A 16202-nucleotide genomic window follows, 5' to 3' on the forward strand; every position below is an offset into this window, starting at 1 on the left:
GGATGGAAGCGATTGTAGGGAAAGCCGGCCTCCGCCTCAATCGGCAGCCGCTTTGGCGCGGAAGGCCGCCATTTCATCGGCGATGAAGTACTCTATCATCGTGCGGTAAACCGCTGCGGTCAGCGCCGCGTCGGCGCCCAGTTCGCCGGCCAGACGCTCGACGCGGCGCATCACCTGATCGACGCGTTTGCCGCCTTCCACTTCTTCCCGGCTGTGCTTGAACGCCGCCGCCTGGCGCACGTAAAGGCCGCGCTCGGCGATCAGCGCCACCAGCGCGCGGTCGATGCGGTCGATCTGGCCGCGCACCTCTTCCAGATTTTGGCATTGGTAGACTTGTTCCATGCGGTGCTCTCCTCTTAAAAGAGTGTGTTTTCAACGCGGTCTCGCCGACGCGCAGCAGATCGTAAAAAGGCTCTTAGTAGTAGTTCAAGCCCATCGCCGCCTTAACCTCGGCCAGCGTGGCGGCCGCCACTTCGCGCGCGCGCTGGGTGCCGGTCTTCAGCATCGCCATTACCGCCGCCGGATCGCGCGCGTACTGCTCGCGGCGGGCGCGGATCGGCTCCAGCAGGGTCTGCAGGCATTCTTCCAACTGCTTCTTGATCACGGTGTCGCCCAGGCCGCCGCGGCGATAATGCTCCTTCCATTCCGCCACCTGCTCCGTGTCGGAATGGAACACGTCCAGATAGGTGAACACCACATTGCCTTCCACCTGGCCCGGATCGGCCACGCGCAGGTGATTGGGGTCGGTGTACATCATCTTCACCGCCTGGCGGATCTCGTCCGGCGTGGCCGACAAAGTGATGGTGTTGCCCAGCGATTTGGACATCTTGGCCTTGCCGTCGATGCCGGGCAGACGCGAGCCTTGCTCCGGCACCACCGCCCGCGCTTCCACCAGCACCGCCCGATCCACGCTGCCGTTGAAGCGGCGCACGATCTCGTTGGTCTGCTCAATCATCGGAATCTGGTCTTCGCCCACCGGCACGATGCTGGCCTTGAAGGCGGTGATGTCGGCGGCCTGGGCGGCGGGGTAGGTGAGGAAGCCGGCGGGGATGTCGCGCTCGTAGCCGCGCTGCTTGATCTCGTCCTTGATGGTGGGGTTGCGCTCCAGACGCGCCACGGTGACCAGATTGAGATAGTAGGAAGACAGCTCGGTCAGCTCCGGCACCAGGCTCTGGATGAAGACGGTGCTTTTTTCCGGGTCTATGCCCACCGCCAGATAATCCAGCGCCACTTGCAGCACATTGTCGCGGACCTTCAGATAGTTGCCCATATTGTCGGTCAGCGCCTGGGCGTCGGCGAGCAGCAGGAACTGGCGGCAACGGTCTTGCAGGATCACGCGGTTGCGCAGCGAGCCGACGTAGTGGCCCAGATGCAATTGTCCGGTGGTGCGGTCGCCGGTCAGGATGATGTCTTTGGCTGTGATGCTGTCCAGATTCATAACAGTGGTCTCCAGTAAGCTTGAGCTTGTTGGAAACTGCCGATCCGGGGGGAGGAGTACTGCTGGAAACCCTATGCCGCCGTATCGGCAGCTTCCGGGTTTTGGGTATGCAAACGCCGGCGCCGCCTTAGTTCAGGCGCCACCACCAAAAGAAGCTTGCGGATGCGGTTGCGTAGTTCATGGGCTTTATCAGAGCACGGCGGGCAAAGCAGCGTCAAGTGCCGCGTTCACGCCACCACGTGCAACAGGCTGCCGGCCGGCGGCATCAGGTCTTCGGAATAAGGCGAAGCGTCCTTGCGTCCGACCGCGCTCTGGGCCTGGCGCAGCAGCCGCTCGAAAGACTCGCCGCGGGGCGGGGCGTCCCCGTTGAGCGCGGGAGATTGCGGATGAGGGGCTAGGAACTCCGCCATCTCCTTGCGCGGGTCGCTGGCGGCGGCGCGGCTGTCGGTCTTGGCGGCGACGGCGCCCACTTCCTTCAACGGCGAGACAGCGGATCTGGGCGGGGCGGCGATGGCGACGATATGCATCGGAATAGTCCGGCAGTGGATTCAAGATGCCTGTTGGAGAGCGCCTGCTTGCTATATGTTCCGGCCTGAATTGTAAAAAAGTGATAATAAACAAAGTGCTATATGGATATTGGCTGTGGGGTAGGCAGCGCGACGGCATGAAAAAAGCCGGACGATGCCGGCTGTTTTCGGGGCTTGAAGGCTGGGCTTAGCGTCGGTTCAAAGTCCCGCGAGCAAGAGCGAGACAAGGGAAAACCGCTGAGGGAGCGGAATGTATGGGTGCTACGTGAGCATTTCGAAGCGGTGCCCACCGCGCCGCGTCTCACGAAGCGCGGCAGGCAGTGAACAGGTGCTTAGAAGCGTCGGCCCAGCGCCGCCTTATGCATGATGGTGGAGGCGATTTCCTCGATGGACTTGTGGGTGGTGCTGATGAAGGGCACGCCGTGGTGGCGGAACATGGATTCGGCCTCGTTCACCTCGCGGCGGCAATTGTCCATGCTGGCGTATTTGGAGTCCGGCCGGCGCTCGGAGCGGATGTGATGCAAGCGCGCCGGATCGATGGTCAGGCCGAAGATTTTGTCCTTGAACGGCAGCAGCAGCTTGGGCAAGGTCGGGCTGCCCAGGTCTTCCGGCGTCAGCGGGTAGTTGGCGGCGCGGATGCCGTATTGCAGCGCCAGATACAGGCAGGTCGGCGTCTTGCCGGAACGGGACACGCCCACCAGGATCACGTCCGCCTCGTGCAGATCCTTCAATTTGACGCCGTCGTCGTGGTTCAGCGAGAAGTTGACCGCTTCGATGCGGTGATCGTACTTCTCCTCGTTGACCATGCCGTGGGCCTTGCCCACGCTCAGCGAGGCGCGCTGACCGATTTCCTGCTCCAACTGGCCGATGAAGGTATCGAAGAAATCTATCATCACCGCGTTCTCAACCTGCAGCGCGCTGCGCACGTCCGGGTTGATGATGCTGGTGAACACCAGCGGCTTCAGGTGATCGGTTTCCGACACCTGGCGGATGACCTCGGCCAGCGCCTGCGCTTTTTCCACGGTGTCGACGAAGGGAATGGTCTCGCGCTTGAATTCCACGGTGTCGAACTGGGTCAGCAGCGTGTGCCCCAGCGATTCGGCGGTGATGCCGGTGCGATCGGAAACGAAGAAGGCGGAGCGGAGATGGTGGGGCATGCAAACACCTGTATTGCGAGTGAACGAGGCCGGAACCGCGCCTGCCGCGCATTGCTGGGGCGCCCGGGGTTCAAGGGATTCTATACTCTGAAAGGCCGCGAAGAAACCCGCGGCGAGAGCCGGCCAATCATGTAGTGCGTAAATTACACGGTTTTGACAATCATTTTCATCAGGAATGTCCGTCAACTTATTGATTCTGTTGCAATGCTTGTCCTCGTTCGGCCGAAAACCCGTGTTGCGCTGCAAAAGACGCTACGCATCTGGCACGTAATTCGGCTAGAATGCGGCCCTATCGTCCCAATCCAACACAGGAAGTGAAGTGATGGCTGAGAACTACGTCATCTGGTTCGAGAAACTGCGCATGACCGATGTGGAGCAGGTAGGCGGCAAGAACGCCTCCCTTGGTGAAATGATCAGCCAACTGGCTGGCTCCGGGGTTCGCGTCCCGGGGGGCTTTGCCACCACGGCGCAGGCTTACCGGGATTTTCTGCAGCACAACGGCCTGGCCGAAAAGATCAGCGCCGCGCTGGCCAAGCTGGACATCGACGATGTCAGCGAACTGGCCCGAATCGGCAAGGAAATCCGGCAATGGATCATCGATACCCCGTTCCCCGCCAAGCTTGACGCCGATATCAAAGAGGCCTGGGATCAGATGGTGGCCGATGCCGGCGGCGCCGACATCTCCGTTGCAGTCCGTTCCTCCGCCACCGCAGAAGACCTCCCCGACGCCTCGTTCGCAGGCCAGCAAGAAACCTTCCTGAATATCCGCGGCCTTGACAATGTCAAGGATGCGATGAAACACGTTTTCGCCTCCCTCTATAACGACCGCGCCATTTCCTACCGCGTGCACAAAGGCTTTGAGCACGACGTAGTGGCTTTGTCCGCCGGCGTGCAGCGCATGGTGCGTTCCGACTGCGGCGCGGCCGGCGTGATGTTCACCATCGACACCGAATCCGGCTTTGACGACGTGGTGTTCATCACCGCGTCCTACGGCCTGGGCGAAACCGTGGTGCAGGGCGCGGTAAACCCCGACGAATTCTACGTGCACAAGCCGACGCTGAAAGCCGGCCGTCCGGCGGTGCTGCGCAAGACCATGGGCTCCAAGCTGATCAAGATGGAGTTCACCGACGCCTCGCAAGCCGGCCGCTCGGTCAAGACCGTGGACGTGTCCCCGGCGGAGCGCCAGCAATTCTCCATCAGCGACGCCGAAGTGGCTGAACTGGCCGAATACGCGCTGATCATCGAGAAGCACTACGGCCGCCCGATGGACATCGAATGGGGCCGCGACGGCCACGACGGCAAGCTCTACATCCTGCAGGCGCGTCCGGAAACGGTGAAGTCGCAGGAAGACCGCAAGGACACCCTGCGCCGCTATCGCCTGAACAGCAAATCGCAAGTGCTGTGCGAAGGCCGCGCCATTGGTCAGAAGATCGGCCAGGGCGTGGTGCGCACCATCAAGGACGCGTCCGAGATGGACCGCGTCAAGCCGGGCGACGTGCTGGTGACCGACATGACCGACCCGGATTGGGAACCGGTGATGAAACGCGCCGCCGCCATCGTCACCAACCGCGGCGGCCGCACCTGCCACGCGGCCATTATCGCGCGCGAGCTGGGCATCCCGGCCGTGGTGGGCTGCGGCGACGCCACCCAGGTGCTGTCCGAAGGCATGCAGGTGACCGTGTCCTGCGCCGAAGGCGACACCGGCAATATCTACGACGGCCTGCTGGACGTGGAAGTGATCGACCTGGAACTGGACAAGATGCCCAAGGCCCCGGTCAAGATCATGATGAACGTGGGCAATCCGGAACTGGCTTTCGACTTCGCGCAGCTGCCGAACGAAGGCGTGGGCCTGGCGCGCATGGAGTTCGTGATCAACCGTCAGATCGGCATCCACCCGAAAGCGCTGTTGGAGTTCGACAAGCTGCCGGCGGATCTGAAAGCCACCATCAGCGACCGCATCGCCGGTTACGCCAGCCCGGTGGACTTCTACGTGGACAAGATCGCCGAAGGCGTGTCCACCCTGGCCGCGGCTTTCTATCCGAAAAAGGTCATCGTGCGCATGTCCGACTTCAAGTCGAACGAGTACGCCAACCTGATCGGCGGCCAGCTGTACGAGCCGCACGAAGAAAACCCGATGATCGGTTTCCGCGGCGCCGCCCGCTATGTGGCCGAATCCTTCCGCGATTGCTTTGAACTGGAATGCCGCGCCATCAAGAAAGTGCGCGACGTGATGGGTCTGACCAATGTGGAAGTGATGATTCCCTTTGTGCGCACCCTGTCCGAAGCCGAGCAAGTGGTGGAGATCCTGGCCGCCAACGGCCTCAAGCGCGGCGAAAACGGCCTGCGCCTGATCATGATGTGCGAACTGCCGACCAACGCCGTGTTGGCCGACAAGTTCCTGCAGCATTTCGACGGCTTCTCCATCGGCTCCAACGACATGACCCAGCTGACGCTGGGCGTGGACCGCGACTCCGGCGGCCCGATCGCCTCCACCTTCGACGAGCGCAACGAAGCGGTCAAGGTCATGCTGCACATGGCGATCCAGGCCTGCCGCAAGCAGGGCAAGTACATCGGCATCTGCGGCCAAGGCCCGTCGGACCATCCGGACTTCGCCAAGTGGCTGGTGGAAGAGGGCATCGAAACCGTGTCCCTGAACCCGGACACCGTGGTGGAAACCTGGCTGTACCTGGCGCGTGAACTGAACAGCTAATCCCTGTTTCACCGCTTTCAAACCGCCCGCTTGCCGGGCGGTTTTGTTTTGTCCGGCGCTTCTTGCAAGCGGCGGGCGCGGACGCGGGGCTATGCTTGAGCGCATCGATTCATGAACGCCAATAGGAAGCCCGTCATGCAGTTATTTCGTAGCACTCCCGTCAAAGCCTCGTTGGACATCGTCATCCCGCGTTATCTGGACGCCAGGCCGGCCAAGGAGGCCTCCGCGCTGGCCCAAGTGCTGACCGCCTGCTCCAATCGCGCGTTGGAACAAGGCGTGTATCCGGATCTGGGCGCTTTGCGCGCCGATTGCCAGCGCTGGGGCGCCATTGTCGCGGGCAGCCGGCAATTCAATAATCGCCAAGGCGCGGAGCTGGATGGGAAGCTGGATCGCCTGGGCGCGGCGCTCAAGCAATCCTTGCAAGGCATTGAACAACGGATTCAGGCCGAAGGCCGGCACTACGGCGATAGGCTGCAATTGGCCAAGCAAGGCTATGCGGTGGATCTGGAGCCTTCCCGGCGCGTATTGGGCGACAAGCTGGCTTTAAGTTTCGGTTAAGGCTGCCGTGTTGTAATCCAGACATCGACAACACACTAGGAGTCCAAACATGAAAACCATCACCGTTCTGCTCACCGCCGCCGCGCTGTCCCTGCCCTTCGCCGCCCAGGCGGAATTCGCCGGCCCCGGCGTGCCGGCCGCCGTCACCACTGTGGCCGCCGCGCAGAAAGCCGCCGACGACACCCCGGTCACCCTGGAAGGCAAGATCGTTCGTCAGATCGACCACAAGCGTTACGAATTCCGCGACGCCACCGGCTCCATGACGGTGAAGATCAGCCAGAAACGCCTGCCGGCGCAAAAGATCGACCCGAACAGCAAGCTGCGCATCGTCGGCGAAGTGGACAAGGAACTGACGTCGACCAAGGTGGACGCCAAGCTGGTGGAAGTGCTGCCGTAAACCGTTGTCCCCCTGCAACGCGAACGGGCCCGGCGCTGCGCAAGCAGGCCGGGCCCGTGTCGTTATTGGGGGCTTACTGTGACGGCCCTTCGTCCTTCAACTGCTCCTCATGCTCCAGTTCCTGCTGCGCCTCCAGCGCCTGTTCCTCGGCTTCGCGCAGCAAGTGGTTGATCTTGTCGAAGTCGAACAGATCCTGGGTGTTGCGCAGCCGCTCGGCGTAATGAATGGTGTTGCTGCCGTCGGCCAGCAGCAGGGCGGGCGCGGTGTAGCCGCTGAGCGGATATTCTCGGATCAGCACCCCGTAATGTTTGTGGAAATCGCGGCCGCGCAGCGTGGACAGCAGGGTGACGTGGGGCAGGCCGTGCTCGCGCCGGGCCCGCGCCAGCGAAGACGGCGAATCCACGGTGATCACCGCCAGGCTGATTTGCGGCCAGCGCTCCAGGAAACGCCGCGTCTCCTGCAGCAGGTATTGGCCGCCATGCTCGTATTCGTCCAGCGACAGCAGGGTCAAAATCAGCTTGGGCACGCCGCCCAGGCCTTCCAGCGACACGTCCTGCTTGCCGTCGCCCACCAGCATGAAGCTGGGCAGATAGGCGCCCACTTCGGGAAAGTCCCCCTCCACCGGCAACAACTCATCGCCGTATTGCAACATGAAGTCGCTCATTCTCGTCTCCCAATGCCCATGCTTCTATCGTGGACCACGCAGCGGCAAAATCAAGCCGCCGCTGTGCTAAGAGCATAAAAAAAGCCTGCGCGAACGCAGGCTGTAAGGGCTGGGAAAACAAAAGCTTAGGACCGGGCGGCTTCCGCGGCGGCCAGTTGCGCCGGCAGCGGCGCGACGGCCGGCTCCTCCGGCAGCACCGGCTCGCCGGCCAGCACGCGGCGCATGCGTTCTTCGTCCAGCGCCTTCTCCCAGCGCGCCACCACGATGGTGGCCACGCCGTTGCCGATCAGATTGGTGATGGCGCGGGCCTCGGACATGAAGCGGTCGATGCCGATCAGCAGCGCCAGGCCGGATACCGGCAGCTTGCCGCCCAGCGTGGCCAGCGTGGCGGCCAGGGTGATGAAGCCGCCGCCGGTCACCGCCGCCGCGCCCTTGGACGTGAGCAGCAGCACGCCGAGCAGGCCCAGCTCCTCCGCCAGCGTCAGCTCCACATTGGTGGCTTGGGCGATGAAGATGGCTGCCATGGTCAGATAGATGGAGGTGCCGTCCAGATTGAAGGAGTAGCCGGTGGGAATCACCATGCCCACCACCGGTTTGGAGCAGCCCAGGTTTTCCAGCTTCTTCATGATGCCCGGCAGCGCGGACTCGGATGAAGACGTGCCCAATACCAGCAGCAACTCCTCCTTGATGTAAATCAGGAAGCGCCACAGGCTGAAGCCGTTGAGCTTGGCGATGGTGCCCAGCACCACGAAGACGAAGGCGAAACAGGTCAGGTAGACGCAGAGCATCAGGAAACCCAGCTGTTTCAGCGAACCCACGCCGTATTTGCCGATGGTGAAGGCCATCGCGCCGAAGGCGCCGATGGGAGCCAGCTTCATCAGCATATTGATCACGCCGAACAAGGCGTGGGAGAACTCGTCCAGGATGTGGACGATGGTCTTGCCGTTGTCGCCCATCTTGGTCAGCGCCAGGCCCAGCAGCACCGAGAAGGTCAGCACTTGCAGGATTTCGCCGTTGGCGAACGCGCCCACCACCGTATCCGGAATGATGTGCATCAGGAAATCAATGCTGCTCATTTCCTTGGCGTTGGCGGCGTACTTGGCCACCGAGTGCGCGTCCAGCGTGCTGGGGTCCACATTGAGGCCGGCGCCGGGCTTGAGCACATTGACCACCACCAGGCCGATCACCAGCGCCAGCGTGGTGACGGCTTCAAAGTAGAACAGCGCTTTCACGCCCACGCGGCCCACTTCCTTCATATCGCCCATCTTGGCGATGCCCACCACCACGGTGGCGAAGATGATGGGGGCGATCATCATCTTGATCAGTTTGATGAAGGCGTCGCCCAGCGGTTTCATCTTCGCGCCCAGATCGGGAACGAAGGCGCCGAGCATCACGCCGAGGAAAATGGCCAGCAGCACCTGGAAATAAAGGCGCTGGTAGAGGGGGGTTTTGGTCTGCATCGCGGTCCCTGTAGCGTTGTCTGACTTCGGCTCGGGGCGGGCCGAAGTTGTTATGCAATCAAAAGCGGGCTCTTAACGGCCCATGATTGCGGATGCTAGCAAGAGGAAGCGCGGGGACGAATTGCCGATATCCCTATGCGGGATAACCCCAACACGAAGTAAATCGCCGCTGTTGGCCAGCCGTCAGCTTCTATGCTTGGTAAGACGCGTCGTCAGAATTCCGCGGGAGGTATGCCGCCATGAAGCTCGCCTTTGTCCACGCCGCCCTGTTGCTGGGCGCGCTCGCCGTCTGCGGCCGGGCGGAGTCGACATCGCCCCGCATCCGTTTGCTGACCGAGGATTACCCGCCGTTCAACATCGCGTTGGAGGAGGGCAAGATCGGCGGCTTGTCCACCGACATCCTGCGCGAAATGTTCCAGCGCGCGGGCATCCCGTACAGCATGGAGTTGCTGCCCTGGCTGCGCGCCTACGCCATCGCCCAGCAGGAAGACAATAGCTGCGTTTACTCGACTTCGCGCACGCCCAGCCGGGAGAGTCAGTTCAAATGGGTGGGGCCGCTGGTCAGCAACTCCTGGAGCCTGTTCGCCGGCCCTCACAGTCCGGCGGGGGTGGTCGCGCTGGACGACGCGCGCGGCTTCACCATAGGCAGCTACAAGGGCTCGGGGATGTCGCAGTATCTGGCCGATCTGGGTTTCAAGCTGGAGCTGGCGAGAGCGGACGATTTGAACGCCAGAAAGCTGGTGGCCGGCCATATCGACTTTTGGGCCAGCGGCGAGTTCAGCGGCGCCTACATCGCCTCCGCCAACCGGCTGCCCATCCGACTGCTGTTCAGCTTCAACACGGTGCAAATGTATCTGGCCTGCAACCCGGGAATGGATGAGCGCATCGTGCTGAAGCTCAACAAGACGCTGCTCAATATGCAGCGCGACGGCGTGGTGGACACGCTGCGCAAACATTACCGTTAGGCTGGGCCGCCTAGGAGCGCGAAGCTCAGTGGAATTGTTTGATGTAGGACGCCACGCCGCCCAGCAGCATCTCGATCGAGATCGCGGTCAGCACCAGGCCCATCAGCCGTTCCAGCGCGGTGATCGCCTGCTCGCCCAGCAGCTTTTGCAGCTTGCCGGAGAAGAGAAACACCAGCAGCGTCACCAGCATGCAGATGGTCAGCGCCCCCAGCCATTCCAGCATCCGCTCCGGCTCGCGGGTGGACATCAGCAGCACGGTGGCCATCGCCGACGGGCCGGCGATCAGCGGCACGGCGATCGGCACAATGAAGGGCTCGCCGTGCATCTTGTCGCCGCCGAACACGCTGCCCTCGCCGGGGAAGATCATCTTGATGGCGATCAGGAACAGGATCACGCCGCCGGCCACCCGCATCGAATCATCGGTCAGATGCATCAGGTCCAGGAAGTTGCGGCCAAAGAACATGAAGGCGGACAGCACCAGGAAGGCGATCAGGCATTCGCGGTAGACCACGCGGCGGCGGCGTTCCGGCTTGACCTGCTTGAGCGCGGCGATGAACAGCGGAATATTGCCCAGCGGATCGGTGATCAGGATCAGCAGGACGGTGGCGGACAGGAAAGAGGTTTGCATGGTGTGTGCTTGCAGCGTTGAGTGGTGTCAATGGCGCGCAGGCCCTGTGCGTAAGGCTCTGGATTTTTAAGCGCGCGTCCGGGCGGGATTATCTCACGGCGATGCCGAATGGGTTAGTCCGGATTGCGACGGTTTTATTCGTTTGGCTTGCCGCCTCAGTCTGCCCGCCAGGCAGGGCTGGCGGGCGTTGACGAGATCAGCTCAGTTCCTGCAAGGCTTCATAAGCTTGTTGCAAGCGCCGAGCGAAGGGCTCGAGCAGACAATACATCTGCTCGCGCGCCAGATGCTCGATCTCGGACTGGTCCAGCAGCGTCAGCAGCCCGGCCAGCGCGCTGCTGATCTGGCCCAGTTCCAGCGAGGCGGTGTGACAGATGTCGTGGAGGTGTCGGCTGCATTGCGCCAGCCGTTCCAGTTCGGGTTCGCAGAGGCGCTGCGCGTGCAGCTGCTGGATCAGGCGGTCTAGTTCGATGAGGCTGGGGACGGGATTCATGGCTGAGCCTCCGGAAGCGGGGCGCGGGCCGGCGTGTCGCGGGGCGGGGGATAGCTGAACAAGGGTAGAACCAACATGGGGAACGCTCCTTTTTCGTGGTCCGCCTGCGGGCTCGCTCTCAAACGGGCTGGCAGGCGCGTGACGAGGTTGAGAGACCGGGAAAAAGGAAACCGGTAGGCCGTTAAGGCCTCCCCGCCACGGCCCGCCGGATGGCAAGGCAATAGCGTTTCGGACGCGACTGTTACACAGTGGCATCCCCCTTTTTCCTTTATATGGGCTCTCACACCCAGCGCCGTTAAGTGAAACGGCACGCGGCGATTGTTGCCGATGGGCTGGGTGGGGTCAAGCGGCAGCGTCCAGCTGTGCTGTGTTGTCGGTCTTATCCGATGACATTGATTTTGGTACTGATTTATGGTACCAGTTGAGTGTGAAACGAAAACACTTGATCACCTTGCAGTTGATCTTCACGCGTCCAGTCAGCGCCAATATCCGGTGGAGCGATATTGAGGCTTTGTTTCAGGAGCCGGGTGTAGAGCCTATTCACGATCTCGCGAGCTAGAGCGAGACAAGGCGAAAGTGGCTGAGAAAGCGGAATGTACATTTGGTACATGAGCATTTCGAAGCCGGTTTCAACGCCGTATCGCCGACGCGCAGCAGTTCGTGAATAGGGTCTGAGATTGAGGAGCGTGAAGGGAGGGATATCTGCGTTGCCTTATTCGGTGTGGTGAGGGTGTTTCATCGGCCCCATCCTTCTCCGGATACGGACAAGGGAGCGGTGGCCGCAATTAGAAAATGGCTGGAAACCAACGGGGTGACACCATGAAGAATATTCTACAGATTGAAGGCTACCGAGCTGTGATCAGCTATGACCCGGAAATCGACATGTTTCGCGGCGAGTTTCTGGGCTTGAGCGGCGGAGCGGATTTTTATGCAGGCGATGTCGCAAGCCTCAAACGAGAAGCCGAAATATCGCTGCGCGTGTATCTGGACGCATGCCGCGAGAAGGGGCTGCAGCCTCTTAAAACCTATTCGGGAAAATTCAATGTGCGCATTGCGCCGCGCTTGCATGAAATGGCGGCGGCAGCGGCGTCGGCCGAGTCCAAGAGCTTGAACGAATGGGTGGAGGCGGCGATCGAGGAGCGGGCGGAGGCCATGGACCTCAAAACGGCTTAAACACCGCATGGTGCAATCTTGGGGCCTCCGCGGGAGTGCTCCATGAAAAACGGCGAGCCATGGCTCGCCGTTTTGCTGTTCGCGCGCTGTGTTACTCCGCGGCGTGATCGTCCTGCTCGATGGTTTCGGCCTGCTCGCCCGGTTTTTCCTTGCGGGCGCTGCCTTCCACCATATTGATGACGAACAGCCGGCATTGCAGCGAGCCGTTGTACAGCGGGGTGCGGCGCTTGGGCGACAGATGGATCAGCTTGGCCAGGCGCAGGTCGCCGCTGAACAGGTTGGCGTGCCAGCCGGCGAAGTGGGCTTTCAGCCAGTCGCCCAGCAGCGGATACCACTCGGCCAGCTGGTCCAGTTCGTCCATGCGCACGCCGTAGGGCGGGTTGGCTACCAGGATGCCGTTTTCGCCGTTGGGGCGGGCGTCCAGCACGTCCATCGCTTGCAGTTCCACCAGGCCGGAGAGGCCGGCGCGTTCCAAGTTGTCCTTGGCAACGTTGATGATGGCCTGGTCGCGGTCGGAGCCGTTGATCGCCAGCTTGGCCAGCGGTTTTTCCGCGTGCTGGGCGTCCAGCAGCAGTTTTTCCCAGCTGGCGGAATCGAAGCCGCGCAGTTTCTGGAAGGCGAATTTGCGTTGGCGGCCCGGCGCGCGGTTCAGCGCGATGTCGGCGGCTTCCACCAGGAAGGTGCCGCTGCCGCACATCGGGTCCAGCAGCGGCTGGCTGCCGTTGTAGCCGGTCAGCATCAGGATGCCGGCGGCCAGGTTTTCACGCAGCGGCGCGTCGCCGGTTTCCTGGCGCCAGCCGCGCTTGAACAGCGGTTCGCCGCTGGTGTCCAGGTAGATGGTGGCGCTGTCTTCGGTCAGGAAGACGTGGACGCGCACGTCCGGGTGGCGGGTGTCGACATTGGGCCGGCCCAGCTGAGCCTGGCGGAAGCGGTCGCAGATCGCGTCCTTCACCTTCAGCGAGATGAAGTCCAGGCTCTTGAAGTGGCAGCGGATGGCGTCGGTCTTCAGCTTGATGCTGTTGGACACGTCGAACCAGCGCGGCCAGTCCACATTCATCGCCAGGCGGTAGATGTCTTGTTCATTGCGGTAGCCGCCCTGGGCCAGTTGCAGCAGCACGCGGCTGGCGGTGCGGCTGTGCAGGTTGGCCGCCATCAGCAGATCGCGGTCGCCGGCGAAGGCCACGCCGCCGTCGGCGGTGGCGATGTCGCGCGCGCCCAGGCCGCGCAACTCGTCGGCCAGGATGGCTTCCAGGCCGCGCGGGCAGGGGGCGAACAAGGACAGCACGCTGTCGCGCACCTGGGTCAGGCTCGGGGCCTGGCGTTCGGTCGGCGCGTGGCGCGGCGCGTCGGCGTGGCGATGCTCGCCGCGGGTTTCCACGCGGTGCTGGTCGCCCAGCGGTTTCAGGCTGCCGGCGCCCGGCTTGCCGAACAACTGACGGGCTTCGCCTTCGCGACGCTCGTGGCGCGGGCGCTCTTCCTGTTGCCAGCTTTGGCGCGGCGCGCGTTCGGCGTCGTCGCGGTAGGACGGCTTGCTGAACAGCTTGCGCGTGCCGCCTTCGCTACGCTCGGCCGGTTCGCCTTGCGGACGGTCCTGGCGCGGCGCTGGTTCGGCGTCGTCGCGGTGGCTGCGGTTGTCGCGTTCGGCGGATTTGCCGAACAGTTTGCGCGGCGCTTGTTCGGTGTCGTCGCGGCGGAAACGGTTGTCGCGGTCGCCGTGCTCGCGTTCCTGCCACGGTTTGCGCGGCGCGTGTTCGGCGTCGTCGCGGCGGAAACGGTTGTCGCGGTCGCCGTGCTCGCGCTCCTGCCACGGCTTGCGCGGCGCTTGCTCGGCGTCGTCGCGGCGGAAACGGTTGTCGCGGTCGCCGTGCTGGCGTTCCTGCCAGGGTTTGCGCGGCGCGTGTTCGGCGTCATCACGCTGGAAGCGCTGGTCGCGGTCGCCGTGCTGGCGTTCTTGCCACGGTTTGCGCGGCGCCTGCTCGGCGTCGTCGCGGCGGAAGTTGTTGTCGCGATTGGCCGGCTTGCCGAACAGTTTGCGCGGACCCTCTTCGCGCTGCTCGCTGTGCTGGCGTTCCTGCCAAGGCTTGCGCGGCGCCTGTTCGGCGTCGTCGCGGCGGAAGCGCTGTTCGCGATCGCTGGAAGGATTGAACGGCTTGCGCGGCTGATCGACATGGCGTTCGCCGTCGCGTTGCTGCCAGCGCGGCTTGCCCTGCGGCGCGCCTTGTTCGCCGTCCCGCTCCAGATGCAGCGGTTTGCGGCCGGACGGGCCGCGGTCGCGGCTATACGGTTTGCGTTCCGGCTCCACGTCCGCGGCGGCGTTCAGCGGCTTGCGGCCGGATGGGCCGCGGTCGCGGCTGTAGTCGCGCGGTTCGCGGTCTTCGCGGTGATGGAAGGGCTTCTTGGGGCCGCTGCCTTGCGGGCGTTCTTCGCCGTCGCGGGCGAAGCTGCGCGGCTGCCAGTTGTTGCCGCGCTCTTTATTGAAGCGATCCTTATTGAAGCTGTCTTGGCCTTCGTTGCGCTCAAAGCGCTGCTGGCCTTGCGGCCGGCGGTCGTTGCCATACGGCTTGTCGCGCCCGGCCTGTTGGTCGCGTCCCTGATAGGGGCCGCGCTTGCCGCCGTCGCGCGGGCCTTGTCCCTGTCCTGGGCCGCGGTCTTGCCAATTGGGCTTGGCGTTGCCCGGACGCGGGCCGGAATAGGGCGCGCGCGGCGCGGCGTCGGCCGAAGGCGCTTTCTTCTGGATCACGGGGCTTTTGCCGGCCGGGCTGTCTCCGCCTGCCGGCGAACTGGCCTCATTGTCGCGGCTATTGAATTCGCGGCGCATATTGGCACGCTGGCGGGAACGGAAACTGGACATGGAACTTCCTTGAGTAAGCAGACTTTTAAGCAATTCTTTGATTTTAACTTATTTGTCCGGAGGCTGCTTGGTGACAGCGAGGCTTTCCGCTACCATATCCGGTTCGATTCAAGATGATAGACGATGCTGCACAGCTCCTTCGCCGCGCGCCTGACCGCCTGGCAAAAAACGCATGGACGCCATGATCTGCCGTGGCAGGTCAGCGACCCGTACCGGATCTGGCTGTCCGAGATCATGCTGCAACAGACTCAGGTCAAAAGCGTGCTGGAATATTACCCGCGCTTCCTCGCCCGCTTTCCGGACGTGACGGCGCTGGCCGCCGCGCCGCAGGAAGACGTGCTGGCCTTGTGGAGCGGCCTGGGCTATTACAGCCGGGCGCGCAATCTGCACAAGGCGGCGCAAATGGTGATGGCCGAGTTTGGCGGCCGCTTTCCGGCCGAGCGCCAGCAACTGGAGCGCCTGCCCGGCGTGGGGCGTTCCACCGCCGCGGCGATTGCTTCTTTCGCTTTCGGCCGGCGGGAAACCATTCTGGACGGCAACGTCAAGCGCGTGCTGACCCGTTGCTTCGGCATCGACGGCTTCCCCGGCGAGAAGCCGGTGGAACAACGTTTGTGGCGATTGGCCGAAGCGTTGCTGCCGCAGGATGCGGCGCTGATGAGCGCCTACACTCAAGGTTTGATGGACCTGGGCGCCACGGTGTGCAGCCGCGGCAAACCGGCCTGTACCGTCTGTCCCATGGTGGACGGCTGCGCGGCGGCGCGCGAGGGCCGCACCGGCGAGCTGCCGACGCCGCGGCCGAAGAAGACGGTGCCCACGCGCCATACGGTGATGTTGCTGGCCACCCATGGCGACAAGGTGTGGCTGCTGCGGCGGCCGCCCAGCGGCATTTGGGGCGGTTTGCTGTCCTTGCCGGAGTTTGAGACTTCGTTGCAGATCGAGGACTGGCTGGCGCGCAACGGCCACGGCGACGTGTTGCCGGCCTGGCCGGAACTGGAGCATGTGTTTACGCATTACCGATTGATCATTACGCCGGTGCCGCTGCGCTTGGATGCGTTGCGCGCGGAGGCGGCGATGGAGGACAGCGGGCAGTGGCTGCCCTTGTCCGCCGCCCCGGACGCCGGGGTGCCGGCGCCGGTGCGCCGGCTGTTGTTGCGTTTGGCCGAGTAGCCGAGCGCTGTCGAAAC

15 protein-coding genes are annotated in these 16202 nt (G+C 63.2%); 6 read left to right on the forward strand and 9 right to left on the reverse strand.

The annotated features are described in order from the left end of the window. Positions 1–36: 36 nt before the first annotated feature. The 4 genes from NK214_RS03735 to NK214_RS03750 form a co-directional block, all read right to left on the reverse strand. Positions 37–342 (reverse strand): chorismate mutase, encoded by a 306-nt coding sequence (locus NK214_RS03735; protein ID WP_107798122.1) that lies wholly within the window; start codon positions 340–342, stop codon positions 37–39. Between the two features lie 73 nt (positions 343–415). Beyond that, positions 416–1438, reverse strand: coding sequence for a tryptophan--tRNA ligase (gene trpS / locus NK214_RS03740; RefSeq protein WP_235084383.1), 1023 nt, complete (start codon positions 1436–1438; stop codon positions 416–418). A 227-nt stretch (positions 1439–1665) separates the two neighbouring features. Beyond that, entirely contained in the window at positions 1666–1965 is a 300-nt protein-coding gene (locus NK214_RS03745) for a hypothetical protein (protein WP_227106886.1), read from the reverse strand. 332 nt (positions 1966–2297) lie between these two features. After that, positions 2298–3122 (reverse strand): pyruvate, water dikinase regulatory protein, encoded by an 825-nt coding sequence (locus tag NK214_RS03750; RefSeq protein ID WP_048415701.1) that lies wholly within the window; start codon positions 3120–3122, stop codon positions 2298–2300. Positions 3123–3444: 322 nt separating this feature from the next. Here NK214_RS03750 and ppsA point away from each other — a divergent pair, with 322 nt between their 5' ends. From ppsA to NK214_RS03765, 3 genes are all read left to right on the forward strand, one after another. After that, a complete protein-coding gene (gene ppsA / locus NK214_RS03755; protein WP_107798125.1) occupies positions 3445–5832 on the forward strand; it encodes a phosphoenolpyruvate synthase in 2388 nt (795 codons plus the stop codon). 135 nt (positions 5833–5967) lie between these two features. Then, complete coding sequence (locus NK214_RS03760; RefSeq protein ID WP_146176563.1) at positions 5968–6390, forward strand: hypothetical protein; 423 nt, start codon at positions 5968–5970, stop codon at positions 6388–6390. A gap of 49 nt (positions 6391–6439) precedes the next feature. Next, the gene (locus NK214_RS03765; RefSeq protein WP_253313792.1) at positions 6440–6787 is read left to right on the forward strand and encodes a NirD/YgiW/YdeI family stress tolerance protein; all 348 of its coding nucleotides are present in this window, start codon (positions 6440–6442) and stop codon (positions 6785–6787) included. A gap of 73 nt (positions 6788–6860) precedes the next feature. On the opposite strand, the gene NK214_RS03770 is transcribed toward NK214_RS03765, so the two are convergent. Continuing rightward, positions 6861–7451, reverse strand: a complete 591-nt coding sequence (locus NK214_RS03770) for a thiol peroxidase (protein WP_199225794.1) — start codon at positions 7449–7451, stop codon at positions 6861–6863. A gap of 125 nt (positions 7452–7576) precedes the next feature. Next, positions 7577–8911 carry a dicarboxylate/amino acid:cation symporter gene (locus tag NK214_RS03775; protein ID WP_227106888.1) on the reverse strand — a complete coding sequence of 445 codons (1335 nt, stop codon included), beginning with the start codon at positions 8909–8911 and terminating at the stop codon, positions 7577–7579. Between the two features lie 239 nt (positions 8912–9150). Between NK214_RS03775 and NK214_RS03780 the strand changes: the two genes are divergently transcribed. Beyond that, complete coding sequence (locus NK214_RS03780) at positions 9151–9876, forward strand: ABC transporter substrate-binding protein (RefSeq protein WP_253313793.1); 726 nt, start codon at positions 9151–9153, stop codon at positions 9874–9876. Positions 9877–9901: 25 nt separating this feature from the next. On the opposite strand, the gene NK214_RS03785 is transcribed toward NK214_RS03780, so the two are convergent. Beyond that, positions 9902–10504: a MarC family protein gene (locus NK214_RS03785; RefSeq protein ID WP_019100349.1), complete on the reverse strand. Its 603-nt coding sequence runs from the start codon at positions 10502–10504 to the stop codon at positions 9902–9904. Between the two features lie 196 nt (positions 10505–10700). Further along, on the reverse strand, positions 10701–10994 hold the full coding sequence (locus tag NK214_RS03790) for a DUF1484 family protein (protein WP_253313794.1): 294 nt from the start codon (positions 10992–10994) through the stop codon (positions 10701–10703). An 819-nt stretch (positions 10995–11813) separates the two neighbouring features. On the opposite strand from NK214_RS03790, the gene NK214_RS03795 reads away from it, so the two are divergent. Further along, a complete protein-coding gene (locus NK214_RS03795) occupies positions 11814–12167 on the forward strand; it encodes a type II toxin-antitoxin system HicB family antitoxin (RefSeq protein ID WP_081544270.1) in 354 nt (117 codons plus the stop codon). A 91-nt stretch (positions 12168–12258) separates the two neighbouring features. Here the strand turns inward: NK214_RS03795 and NK214_RS25150 are convergent, their stop codons facing one another. Beyond that, the gene (locus NK214_RS25150; protein WP_371926184.1) at positions 12259–15018 is read right to left on the reverse strand and encodes a THUMP domain-containing protein; all 2760 of its coding nucleotides are present in this window, start codon (positions 15016–15018) and stop codon (positions 12259–12261) included. A 126-nt stretch (positions 15019–15144) separates the two neighbouring features. Here NK214_RS25150 and mutY point away from each other — a divergent pair, with 126 nt between their 5' ends. Next, the gene (gene mutY, locus NK214_RS03805; protein ID WP_253313865.1) at positions 15145–16185 is read left to right on the forward strand and encodes an A/G-specific adenine glycosylase; all 1041 of its coding nucleotides are present in this window, start codon (positions 15145–15147) and stop codon (positions 16183–16185) included. The last annotated feature ends 17 nt before the right edge of the window (positions 16186–16202 follow it).

This window comes from Chromobacterium sp. S0633, from assembly GCF_024158805.1.
Lineage (GTDB): Bacteria > Pseudomonadota > Gammaproteobacteria > Burkholderiales > Chromobacteriaceae > Chromobacterium.